The organism is Massilia cavernae (assembly GCF_003590855.1).
Taxonomy (GTDB): domain Bacteria; phylum Pseudomonadota; class Gammaproteobacteria; order Burkholderiales; family Burkholderiaceae_D; genus Telluria_A; species Telluria_A cavernae.
Map to the genome: position 1 here is coordinate 1 of NZ_QYUP01000037.1, position 11,707 is coordinate 11,707.

General features: G+C 62.8%; 7 protein-coding genes and 2 pseudogenes. 4 read left to right on the top strand and 5 right to left on the bottom strand.

Annotated features, from left to right (window positions below; genetic code table 11):
* Positions 1–527: 527 nt before the first annotated feature.
* Positions 528–1,861, top strand: a pseudogene (locus tag D3872_RS26285) (TonB-dependent receptor domain-containing protein); the annotation flags it as partial.
* On the opposite strand, the gene D3872_RS03725 reads toward D3872_RS26285, so the two are convergent.
* A complete protein-coding gene (locus D3872_RS03725) occupies positions 1,843–3,678 on the bottom strand; it encodes a TonB-dependent receptor domain-containing protein (protein ID WP_502567156.1) in 1,836 nt (611 codons plus the stop codon). The pseudogene D3872_RS26285 and the gene D3872_RS03725 sit on opposite strands and share 19 nt — an antisense overlap.
* Positions 3,679–3,944: 266 nt before the next feature.
* On the opposite strand from D3872_RS03725, the gene D3872_RS03730 reads away from it, so the two are divergent.
* The gene (locus D3872_RS03730; RefSeq protein WP_119809536.1) at positions 3,945–4,313 is read left to right on the top strand and encodes a CzcE family metal-binding protein; all 369 of its coding nucleotides are present in this window, start codon (positions 3,945–3,947) and stop codon (positions 4,311–4,313) included.
* 35 nt (positions 4,314–4,348) lie between these two features.
* On the opposite strand, the gene D3872_RS03735 is transcribed toward D3872_RS03730, so the two are convergent.
* Positions 4,349–6,550: an NADP-dependent malic enzyme gene (locus D3872_RS03735; RefSeq protein WP_119809537.1), complete on the bottom strand. Its 2,202-nt coding sequence runs from the start codon at positions 6,548–6,550 to the stop codon at positions 4,349–4,351.
* A 447-nt stretch (positions 6,551–6,997) separates the two neighbouring features.
* Between D3872_RS03735 and D3872_RS03740 the strand changes: the two genes are divergently transcribed.
* Together D3872_RS03740 and D3872_RS03745 are read left to right on the top strand one after the other, a co-directional pair.
* Positions 6,998–7,669 (top strand): PDC sensor domain-containing protein, encoded by a 672-nt coding sequence (locus D3872_RS03740; RefSeq protein ID WP_182915666.1) that lies wholly within the window; start codon positions 6,998–7,000, stop codon positions 7,667–7,669.
* Between the two features lie 62 nt (positions 7,670–7,731).
* Complete coding sequence (locus D3872_RS03745; protein WP_147373784.1) at positions 7,732–9,411, top strand: diguanylate cyclase domain-containing protein; 1,680 nt, start codon at positions 7,732–7,734, stop codon at positions 9,409–9,411.
* Position 9,412: 1 nt separating this feature from the next.
* Here D3872_RS03745 and D3872_RS03750 read toward each other — a convergent pair whose 3' ends face one another.
* The 3 genes and pseudogenes from D3872_RS03750 to D3872_RS03760 all read right to left on the bottom strand — a co-directional run.
* Positions 9,413–10,348 (bottom strand): delta(1)-pyrroline-2-carboxylate reductase family protein, encoded by a 936-nt coding sequence (locus tag D3872_RS03750; protein ID WP_119809540.1) that lies wholly within the window; start codon positions 10,346–10,348, stop codon positions 9,413–9,415.
* A 44-nt stretch (positions 10,349–10,392) separates the two neighbouring features.
* Positions 10,393–11,277, bottom strand: a complete 885-nt coding sequence (locus D3872_RS03755) for an SMP-30/gluconolactonase/LRE family protein (protein ID WP_182915667.1) — start codon at positions 11,275–11,277, stop codon at positions 10,393–10,395.
* A 48-nt stretch (positions 11,278–11,325) separates the two neighbouring features.
* A pseudogene (locus D3872_RS03760) lies at positions 11,326–11,622 on the bottom strand (hypothetical protein); the annotation flags it as partial.
* Between the last annotated feature and the right edge of the window lie 85 nt (positions 11,623–11,707).

The following is an 11,707-nucleotide window of genomic DNA, read 5'->3' on the forward strand; positions in this document are numbered from 1 at the left end:
ACCATATCCTGATTCGACGCCGGTCGGCGATGCTGGTTCCGTCATTATAGGCATCTTCAGGCCCGGCCCACGCATGCAGGCCGCCGCGGGTTCTGGCAATTTCTGCTGCCGGCCCAACTATGCGATCGGCTCGGCCGCACATGCTTCAGCTACTGCTAAGTTTCTTGAATGACAAGTTGTGCGACAATGCTGGCGGCCCAACGGCCTCAATGATTTCGGAGAATTGTCATCGTCACGCCACGCACTCGTCACAACGCTAGACTCATTCCACTACTGGCCGGCGCCGTCGTCGCAGCCGCCCGAGCTGGGCTCAGGAAACGCAGCAAACCCAAGCCACGCAGCTAACCCAGCCGGCACAGCCGAAGCCTGGCCAGTCGAAGCCGGCAGGCGCGCAGCAGTCCGTAACTCAGGCGCAAGCGCCAGCGCCGGAAACTCCAGCGCCACCACAGGAACAGGTCGAACCGCAAGCGACCGTCACGGTCACCGCCGCCAAGCTGTCCAACCGCATCGACCGTCAGGTCTATGACGTGAAGGCCGACCCGGCCACGTCGAACGACACGGTCGCCGATACGCTGAACAAAGTACCCTCGCTCGCAGTCGACCCGGATGGCGCCGTGACCGTGCGCGGCAAGAGCAACGTGCAGATACTCATGGACGGCAAGCCGTCAGCCATGATGCAGGGCGATAACCGCGCCGCCGCACTGAATGCCTTGCCGGCCGCCGACCTCGAATCGGTCGAGGTCATCAACAATCCCGGCGCGCAGTTCGGCAACGAAGGCGGCGGCGGGCCGATCATCAACCTGGTGATGCGTCGCGAACGCAGCCCGGGCGGCTTCGCCGTCGTCAACGCCAACGTGGGTTCGTCCGGCCGGTACAACAGCTCGGCCTTCGGCAGCTACACGACCGGGCGCATGAGCGTGCAGGGCAGTTTGCACCGCCGCCACGATGGCCGCGATACCAGCGGCGAGACGGTGCGCGAACGCATCGACCCGGTCACGGGCGCGGTATCGCGCAGCACCCAGTTGTCCGATGGCGACAGCCGCAATGACTCCGCCGGATTCAACGGCTCGGCCACCTACAACCTGGGCGAGCGCGATGTAGTTGGCGTGAGTGCCAGTTATAACGAGTTCACGAACGATGGCGACTCGCTCGAGCGCTACCGCAGCACCGGCGCAGGCGGCGTGGTCGACAATGAATACGACCGCACTACCGTGCGCGAAGCTGTCAACAAGAACTACAGTCTCGGTGGCCGGCTTGACCACAAGGGCAGCCTGCCGGGCGAGGTCTTCAAGCTCGACCTGCGCCTGTCCGGCACCGACGCCGACAGCGACGTCCGCTTCGCCAGCCGCTATGCAGTGCGTCCGCCCGGCGCGCTCGACAGCCTGACGCGCCAGGACAACGCCACCGATACCCGCGTGGCGGACTTCACCGGCGACTACGAGCGTCCGCTGGGCACGGGCCTGCTCAAGCTCGGTTACAAGCTGGCACGCACCGGCAACAGTTTCGATACGATGTTCTTCGATACGGATACGCTCACGCTGGCCGAGTCGGTGAACCGCTCACGCACCAACCGCTTCGAGCTGGACGACACCACGGTGGCACTGTACGGCTCCTACCAGTACCGCGTCGACAGCCAGTGGAGCATGCTGGGTGGGCTTCGTGCCGAGTACAACGAGCTGGACATGCACCAGGTCACGACCGGCATCCATGCGACGAACAGCTCCACCGACCTGATCCCGAGCGCCTTCGTTACCTACGGCCTGTCCGACGACACACGCTGCGGCTCAGCTATGCGCACCGCATTCGCCGCCCCAACGCGGCCGAGCTGAACCCGTTCGTGATCTACCGCGACGAGTTGAATGTCTCGTCGGGCAACCCGAATTTGAAGCCAAGCGAATCGGACTCGCTGGAGATCAGGTCGGTATCGTGGCGCGCATACAGGCGCAGGTTGGTTTCCACCTTGCCCAGCTTGGTCTCCATGCCGATTTCCAGCGAGTCCGATTCGCTTGGCTTCAAATTCGGGTTGCCCGACGAGACATTCAACTCGTCGCGGTAGATCACGAACGGGTTCAGCTCGGCCGCGTTGGGGCGGCGAATGCGGTGCGCATAGCTGAGCCGCAGCGTGGTGTCGTCGGACAGGCCGTAGGTAACGAAGGCGCTCGGGATCAGGTCGGTGGAGCTGTTCGTCGCATGGATGCCGGTCGTGACCTGGTGCATGTCCAGCTCGTTGTACTCGGCACGAAGCCCACCCAGCATGCTCCACTGGCTGTCGACGCGGTACTGGTAGGAGCCGTACAGTGCCACCGTGGTGTCGTCCAGCTCGAAGCGGTTGGTGCGTGAGCGGTTCACCGACTCGGCCAGCGTGAGCGTATCCGTATCGAAGAACATCGTATCGAAACTGTTGCCGGTGCGTGCCAGCTTGTAACCGAGCTTGAGCAGGCCCGTGCCCAGCGGACGCTCGTAGTCGCCGGTGAAGTCCGCCACGCGGGTATCGGTGGCGTTGTCCTGGCGCGTCAGGCTGTCGAGCGCGCCGGGCGGACGCACTGCATAGCGGCTGGCGAAGCGGACGTCGCTGTCGGCGTCGGTGCCGGACAGGCGCAGGTCGAGCTTGAAGACCTCGCCCGGCAGGCTGCCCTTGTGGTCAAGCCGGCCACCGAGACTGTAGTTCTTGTTGACAGCTTCGCGCACGGTAGTGCGGTCGTATTCATTGTCGACCACGCCGCCTGCGCCGGTGCTGCGGTAGCGCTCGAGCGAGTCGCCATCGTTCGTGAACTCGTTATAACTGGCACTCACGCCAACTACATCGCGCTCGCCCAGGTTGTAGGTGGCCGAGCCGTTGAATCCGGCGGAGTCATTGCGGCTGTCGCCATCGGACAACTGGGTGCTGCGCGATACCGCGCCCGTGACCGGGTCGATGCGTTCGCGCACCGTCTCGCCGCTGGTATCGCGGCCATCGTGGCGGCGGTGCAAACTGCCCTGCACGCTCATGCGCCCGGTCGTGTAGCTGCCGAAGGCCGAGCTGTTGTACCGGCCGGACGAACCCACGTTGGCGTTGACGACGGCGAAGCCGCCCGGGCTGCGTTCGCGACGCATCACCAGGTTGATGATCGGCCCGCCGCCGCCTTCGTTGCCGAACTGCGCGCCGGGATTGTTGATGACCTCGACCGATTCGAGGTCGGCGGCCGGCAAGGCATTCAGTGCGGCGGCGCGGTTATCGCCCTGCATCATGGCTGACGGCTTGCCGTCCATGAGTATCTGCACGTTGCTCTTGCCGCGCACGGTCACGGCGCCATCCGGGTCGACTGCGAGCGAGGGTACTTTGTTCAGCGTATCGGCGACCGTGTCGTTCGACGTGGCCGGGTCGGCCTTCACGTCATAGACCTGACGGTCGATGCGGTTGGACAGCTTGGCGGCGGTGACCGTGACGGTCGCTTGCGGTTCGACCTGTTCCTGTGGTGGCGCTGGAGTTTCCGGCGCTGGCGCTTGCGCCTGAGTTACGGACTGCTGCGCGCCTGCCGGCTTCGACTGGCCAGGCTTCGGCTGTGCCGGCTGGGTTAGCTGCGTGGCTTGGGTTTGCTGCGTTTCCTGAGCCCAGCTCGGGGCGGCTGCGACGACGGCGCCGGCCAGTAGTGGAATGAGTCTAGCGTTGTGACGAGTGCGTGGCGTGACGATGACAATTCTCCGAAATCATTGAGGCCGTTGGGCCGCCAGCATTGTCGCACAACTTGTCATTCAAGAAACTTAGCAGTAGCTGAAGCATGTGCGGCCGAGCCGATCGCATAGTTGGGCCGGCAGCAGAAATTGCCAGAACCCGCGGCGGCCTGCATGCGTGGGCCGGGCCTGAAGATGCCTATAATGACGGAACCAGCATCGCCGACCGGCGTCGAATCAGGATATGGTGCGGGATGCTCCATGCCGGTTTATTACTGTGAAAGGAGGACGGCATGAAACGTCAATCGATGTTCCCTTCCATTCTCGCACTTGCCTTGCTGGCTTCATGTGCATCGCTTTCGAACGTCGCCCCGCGGACGGAGCTGCTCGGCGACCCGGCGCCAACGGCCGCCGCCACGCAGGCGATTGTCATTACGCCCGAGACCCGGTGGGTTAACGTCACCGGGGGCGAGACGGTGAAATTTATCGTTGGCGACAAGGAATTCGCCTGGAATTTCACGGTCGCACCATCAATTTCCTCGTTTGCGCTGAACCGAGTCGCTCCAGCGGGCATCATGACCCGCAACGTGGTGGCCTACGTCGCTCCCGACCCGCATTACCTTGGCGGCGCCGACAGTGAAGCGCCAGGCGGCACGAACTAGGGCGGTGCCGATTGTCGACAGCCGCCCAGGTCCTGTCAGTCCATACCTGCCACCGCCAGCGCCGTCATGTTGACGATGCGGCGCACAGTGGCGCTCGGACTGAGGATATGCACCGGTTTTGCAGTCCCGAGCAGGATCGGCCCGACCGTAACACCCTTGCCAGCAGCAACCTTCAGCACATTGAACAGGATGTTCGCCGCATCCAGCGACGGCATCACCAGCAGGTTGGCGCTGCCGGCGAAGCCGTTCTCGATCGGGTAGATATCGCGGATCTCTTGCGACAGCGCTGCATCGCCGTGGATCTCGCCGATCACCGGCAATTCGGGCGCGATCTGCGCCAGCAGCTCGCGCGCCTCGCGCATGCGGCGCGCGGACGGACGCTCGGAGGAGCCGAGGAAGGAATGCGACAGCAGCGCCACCTTCGGTTCCAGTCCGAACTGGCGCAGCGCGGTGGCGGCCAGGCGGGTGATCACGGCCAGTTCCGACGCCGTAGGCTGGTCGTTGACATAGGTATCGGTGATGAACAGAGTGTGCTTGTCGAGCACCAGCGCATTCATCGCGGCCAGCACCTCGACGCCCGGCGCGGTGCCGATTTCGTTCCTAACGTGTTCCAGGTGGCTGTCGTAGTTGCCCTTCATGCCGCAGATGAGCCCATCGACTTCGCCGGATTTCAGCAGGCGCGTGCCTTGCAGCGTGGTGTCGCCGTCGGCCTCCACCAGCGTGTAATCGACATCGCGCCTGAGCCGCAGGCCGGCCTCCCTGATCGCGCGTTCGATGCTGGCGCCCTGCCCGATCAGCACAGGTTTGGCCAGCCCTTCGTCGACCACGGTCTGCACCGCGCGCAGCACGCGCCGGTCGTCCGCTTCCGCGTACGCCACCCGGCGCGGGTTTGCCCTGGCTTTCGTGAACACCGGTTTCATGAAGAACCCGGTGTGGTAGATCATCTGCGCCAGCTTGTCGCGGTAGGCCGCCATGTCCTCGATCGGACGGGCAGCAACGCCCGACGCCGCCGCCGCTTCCGCCACTTTCGGCGCGATGGCCGACAGCAGGCGCGGGTCGAACGGTTTCGGGATGATGTATTCGGGACCGAACGACAGGTCCTGGCCCTCGTACGCCGTGGCTACGATGTCGGTGGCTTCCGCTTCGGCCAGCTCGGCGATCGCGGTCACGCAGGCCAGTTTCATCTCGTCGGTGATGCGGGTCGCGCCGCAATCGAGGGCGCCGCGGAAGATGTAGGGGAAGCACAGCACGTTGTTAACCTGGTTCGGGTAATCCGAACGTCCGGTCGCAATGATGCAATCGGGCCGCGCCGCACGCGCGACTTCCGGACGAATTTCCGGTTCGGGGTTGGCCAGCGCCAGGATCACAGGCTGCGATGCCATGGTCTTGACCATCTCGCCGGTCACCACGCCCGCGGTAGAGCAGCCAAGGAACACGTCGGCGCCGGTCATGATGTCGGCCAGCGTGCGCGCGTCGGTCGCCTGGGCATAGCGCGCCTTGTTCGTTTCCATGTTGGCCTCGCGGCCGGCGAAAATCACGCCCTTCGAATCGGTGACGTAGATGTTTTCGCGCTTGACGCCCAGGATCACCATCATGTCCAGGCAGGCGATCGCCGCAGCGCCAGCGCCGGACACCGCCAGCTTCACCTGGCCGATCTCCTTGCCGACCACCTTGAGCGCATTCAGCAGCGCCGCGGTGGAAATGATTGCGGTGCCGTGCTGGTCGTCGTGGAACACGGGGATGTTCATCCGCTCCCGCAACTTCTTCTCGATGTAGAAGCATTCGGGCGCCTTGATGTCTTCCAGGTTGATGCCGCCCACGGTAGGCTCGAGCATCGCGATCGCGTCGACCAGCTTGTCCGGATCCAGTTCGTCCAGTTCCAGGTCGAACACGTCGACACCCGCGAATTTCTTGAACAGGCAGCCCTTGCCCTCCATGACAGGCTTGGACGCCAGCGGCCCGATGTTGCCCAGTCCGAGCACGGCGGTGCCGTTACTGATCACGGCCACCAGGTTGGCGCGCGAGGTGTACTCGGCAGCCATGTTCGGGTCGGCGGCGATTTCCTCGCAAGCGTAGGCAACACCCGGCGAGTACGCGAGCGACAGGTCGCGCTGGTTCGACAGCGGCTTGGTGGCGACAACTTCGATCTTGCCGCGTGTCGGACTGCGGTGATACTCGAGCGCATCTACGCGCAACTGCATGTTTTTGTCTTCGTTCTGAGTGCTTTCGGTGCTCATTTTTTCTCCAGCGTGAAAAGGCGAGGACGGCGCATCGGCCGAACGGGGTAAGTGCGCTTAATAAACTGGAAATAGTGTACCAACAGACGCCGGATCGCGTTGCCAGCGGGTCAAAATGTGCCGCCGGCGCGACGCCGGGCCTTTCGGTGGACTCGTGCGGCATAACAATGTGTGTTTCCCGAAGAAAATTCATGTAGACTGGATGCATCGTCGCTTTCGGTGCCTCAAGAACGCAACGCCGGTCCCGCCCTATCCCCGCGGCTCCGCTGAACTGCTCTCATAACCTGCCACCAGCGCCAGGTTGCTGCATCAAAAACTGATGCATAAAAGGCAAAAGCGCCAACCTATTCAATGCAGTTTTCGCCCTCCAGGGGATTACCTCGCCTCGACCCGCTGTCGCGGCCTTTCAGCCTGGCCTGTGGCGGCCCGGCTAAATCAACAATCAAAATGAAGACGTTTTCCGTGAATAAAGTTTTTCCATTCTGGCACAAGGTGTCTGAAGGAACGCTCACTACACGTTTCGCTGCCGCAGTCGCTTTGCTGGTAGTGGTGACGGCTGCATTGATTTCGATTGCTTCCATCGTTTTCCAGCAACAGTCGGTCGAAAATATCATCAGCGAGCGGGAGGCTACTGCGGTAGCCCAGATCGCGCACGAGATTGACAACAACCTCATGCTCCGGCGCGATGCGCTGATCCGGTCGGCGTCCGATATCGCCAGCGTCGTCCCTCACGACCGCCAGCATTATCAAGAGTGGCTGAATCGGCATCACATGATGAAGAGCTTTTTCAGCAACCTGGTCGTCATCGATCGCCGCGGCCACCAGATCGCCAACCTGAGCGATCCCACCTCGGGTGAAGTGGATTTGTCGGACCGCGAATATTTTCGGCAAACATTGCGCACCAACGCCGCGATCATTTCCGCGCCCCTCCAGAGTGCGATTTCGGGAAGGCCGGTGATCGTGCTGACCGCGCCAATCCGCAACAACAATGGCGAGCTGGTCGCCATCCTTGCTGGAACCATCGACCTCGCGCGCGATAGTTTTATCCGTGACTTGTCCGACGTGAAGATCGGGAAGTCGGGGTATTACTTCATCGTCAGCAGGCAGGGGTGTACGTAACGCATCCGGACGCCGGCCGGATCCTCACTTCAATCGACAAGGCCAATCATTCCGAAGTGTCGATGCGACAGGCGACTTCCGGCTTCGAGGGGACTGGCCGTTCGTTCACGCATACCGGCAAGGAAGCAATGGTTTCCTACAAGCCCACCAACGGTGTCGACTGGATTGTCGCCTCGGTATTGCCGACGGACGAAGTGTTCCACTCCGCCGTGCAACTGCGCTGGGAAAGCACCCTCCTCGCGCTTGTGCTGACGTCCCTCCTCACGCCGCTCGCATGCTTCATTTTCTATCGAGCCCTCAAGCCCTTGCGCGAGCTCGGCCAGAAGATGATCGCTGCCACCAAAGACTCTTCCGAGCAGTGGCGCCCGTCCTCCTTCTACTCGAACGACGAACTGGGCCGGCTTGGCCGTGTGTTCGACTCGCTCATGCTCGAGCGCGGCCGAGTCGTCACCGAGCTCAAACAATCGCACCTGGTCCTCCAGGAAAGCGAGCAGCGTACCCGCACCATTACCGATAGCATGCCGGCCGTGATTGGATACATCGACCTGGATCACCGCTATCGTTTCTGCAACAGTGCTTACAAGCGCTTCCACGGCCTGCAGCCTGAAGACATGCTTGGAAAAACAATTACCGAGGTCTTTGGCGATGGCGTCTACAACGCATTCGCCGACTGCATCGAGCAGGCGTTGAGCGGACAGCGGGTGTCGTTTGAACGGATGGTCGAACAAGACGGCAGTGTCATGTGCATGCAGTACGAGTACGTTCCAGACTTCGATGCGTATGGCGTGGTACGCGGCTTCTATTCCATGGGCACGGATATCACCGCCTACAAGCGCGCTGAACAGGACCTGTCGTCGCAACAGCAGCTGCTGCGCGCCGTGACCGATACGCTGCCGGCGCTCGTAACCTTCGTCGACAAGACCGGGCGGATCAAATTTGCCAATCGCACGCACGAAACCTGGATGCGCCGGCCCATGCACGCGATCGAGGGAAATCTCATCGGCGACCTGCTGGGAGCGCAAGAGATGGAAATCCATCAAAAGCACTTCACGTGCGCCCTCGGCGGCAAGGTAGCGACCTTTGGGTTCGAGCGCCAGGAAGCCGACAGGATCCGGCACTACCAGGCCACGTACACGCCGCAGTTTTCGGCCGAGAACGACATTATCGGCGTGACCTGCCTGGTCCATGACGTCACCGAAGCGAAACTCCTCGAGCGCCAGCTCAATGTCATGGCGCGCTTCGATTCCCTGACAGGCCTGCCAAACCGGATCCAGATCAAGGAGTGCATTTCGCGGGCGATCGACGACAACCGGGATGCCCAATCGCTCGCTGCGGTCATGTATCTCGACCTGGATAGTTTCAAAGCGATCAACGACACGCTTGGCCACCAGGCAGGCGACCTGGTGCTGAAAGAGTTCGGACGCCGCCTTGCCGGCTGCGTACGCCGTTCAGACACAGTCGGCCGGCTCGCCGGGGATGAATTTGTCGTCATCCTCGAGAGGCTGTCCAACGACAGCGAAAGTACGCTGGTGGCCGAGAAGATATTGCGGGCGATGGAAAAGCCGATCTCGATCAACGGCGTCGACCGGATCGTGACGACCAGTATCGGCATCGAAATGGTGAGTACCGAAGTCAACCCTAGCGTTGAAACGCTGTTGAAGGCGGCGGACGAGGCACTCTATCGTTCCAAGCAATTAGGGCGCAACCGGTATTCCTTCCGTAGCGCCGCCGCGTCCGTTTGATTCAAGACGAGTGTTGAAGCGAGGCGGTGGCGACCCGCGCAGCGGCCAGGTCCCATGCGGCCTGCCCGACTGTCTTGAAGACCGGCACGCCGGATGGACGTGCAGCTTTCCCTGAAAGAATGTCGCCCAGTGGCGTGACCTTGCTCCAGTCGACGCCGGCCTGGATCAGGTCGCCGGCCTCATGCTTTGCTCCGTCCAGGTCATCGACAATGATTTGCCGCTCATGGAGCAGCTCCGGCGGGAATTCCGCCATGTCCGGTTTGAATGCGCCCACTCCCACGGCAAGCGTCTGGGCGGCGATCCTCGCTGGAATCACCGGCACGCCGGACGTCGTCAAGGCAATGATGACATCCGTCTGCGGAACGACCTGCCTGAGCGATCCAGCAGCCAGCGCCTCTACCTGCAAGGCCGCAGGCGCGTGCCTCGCCCTCAATGCAGCTGCAAAGGTTTCCGCACTCGCCAGCGTGGTGCCTGCGATGCGAAAGTCACACACGCCGAAGTAGTCGACCAGTGCGTCGCAATGAGCTGCGGCCTGCGTTCCCGTGCCGATGATGAGCACGGACGCCGGCCTTTTTGGCGCCAGTGTTTCAATGCCAAGCAGCGTCATGGCGGCTGTCCGCCGTGCGGTGACCGTTGGGCCGTCGAGCAAGGCGAGCCTGCGCCCGGTGGCGGTGTCGAAGACAATCACCTCGCCCTGGATCGCCGGCAGGCCGTGCCTGGCGTTCTTCGAATGCACGGTAATCAGCTTGGTCACGCCGATATCGGCAGCGATGGCGGGCATGCTGAGAAGGACGCTGTCGGCATCGATAGGAACGACCTGGCGGTCCGGGGCGGTGATGACACCCGCCGCCAGCTGCTTCGCCGCTTCGGCCACGGCAGGGACAAGCCGGGAGTAAGGTAAGGCCTGGATGGTCTGGTCGCGGCTGAAGATTTGCATGAGAGTCGGGGTTAGTTATCCACGACTAGATACTAACATCCCGGTCAAGGCGCGAAGGGCCGCTCGGCCATGCCGGCCACACCCAGGTCGAGCGTCAATACCGCCCCGGCCAGATGGTCCCCTTCCGGAGCACCCGCGCTGATCGACGTGACCAGCACCGTCCTCATGTCCGCGCCGCTAAAGCTGCACATGCTCGGCTTGGCAAGCGGAAGGTTTACCGAACGGTCCAACTTTCCTTGCGGCGTGAACCGGTGCAACTGCCCTGCGTCGTTGGCGCAGATCCAGTAGCAGCCGTCGACGTCGATCGCGGCGCCGTCAGGGCGTCCAGGATGCTGGCGCATGTCGACAAAGACCCGTTGGCCGCTTGGGGTGCCGGTATCGGTGTCATAGTCGAAGGCCCAGATCAGCTGCCGTGAAACGTGCGAGTCGGACAGGTACATCGTCCGCCCGTCCGGCGACCAGGCCAGTCCGTTCTGTACGACGAGGCCGGACACGACCGGCGCCGACAGCCCCTCCGCGCGGCTGTAGCGATACAGGCTGCCATCCGCCCTTCCCTGCGCCGGGTCCAGGAACATGGTCCCGCTCCAGAACCGGCCTTGGCGGTCGCAGCGCCCGTCATTGAAACGCATGCCGGCCATGTCGGCGGATGGGGCCGCGAGCCACTCGGCGATCGCGGTGTTGGCCTCCTCCGGAAGCCGCACGGCGAAGATGCCGCTCTCCATGCCGGCAACCAGGCCGCCCTGTTCGTCCAGCGCGATGCAGGCCACCATTTCGGTGCTGGCCCATGTGCGCGCCCGGCCTGACGACTGGTCGAAGCGCCAGATGCTGCGCGCCGTGATATCCACCCAATACCAGAAGCCGCTGCGCGCGCACCATACGGGGCTCTCGCCCACGGCGCACGTCATTGCTCCCACTCGTTCGATGTGCATGGAACTCCTTAGCGTATAAATGGTTTGTTCATGATTCGTCAAGGCCCATTAATCACTCGTCGGTTTCAGGGACATGCCGAAGCCCGGCGGCGCGATTTCCACATGCATCGGCACCAGGGCCTTCATCACGCACCAGGCAGCCAGGTAGGCCAGCGCACAACCGGCGAACATCAGCGTGTAGCCGGTTTCGATCCGGCCCATCGCGCCGAAATGATCGAACACCCAGCCGCCGGTTTTCGACACCAGCACGCCACCGAGTCCGCCGGCCATGCCGCCGATGCCGACTACCGTCGCCACAGACTTCTTGGGGAACATGTCCGACACCGTGGTGAACAGGTTCGCCGTTGGTCGAGGTAGTTGACGGTGGTCGCGAAGAACAGCATCGCGCACACCGTCCACCGGTAGCTGCCTCCCGTTTTGGCGTTCGTCA

Excerpts from the sequence above, each read along its gene's own strand:
- D3872_RS03745 (WP_147373784.1), top strand. The coding sequence starts at position 7,732 with ATGCGACAGGCGACTTCCGGCTTCGAGGGGACTGGCCGTTCGTTCACG.
- D3872_RS03750 (WP_119809540.1), bottom strand. The coding sequence starts at position 10,348 with ATGCAAATCTTCAGCCGCGACCAGACCATCCAGGCCTTACCTTACTCC.
- D3872_RS03735 (WP_119809537.1), bottom strand. The coding sequence starts at position 6,550 with ATGAGCACCGAAAGCACTCAGAACGAAGACAAAAACATGCAGTTGCGC.
- D3872_RS03740 (WP_182915666.1), top strand. The coding sequence starts at position 6,998 with ATGAAGACGTTTTCCGTGAATAAAGTTTTTCCATTCTGGCACAAGGTG.
- D3872_RS03755 (WP_182915667.1), bottom strand. The coding sequence starts at position 11,277 with ATGCACATCGAACGAGTGGGAGCAATGACGTGCGCCGTGGGCGAGAGC.
- D3872_RS03730 (WP_119809536.1), top strand. The coding sequence starts at position 3,945 with ATGAAACGTCAATCGATGTTCCCTTCCATTCTCGCACTTGCCTTGCTG.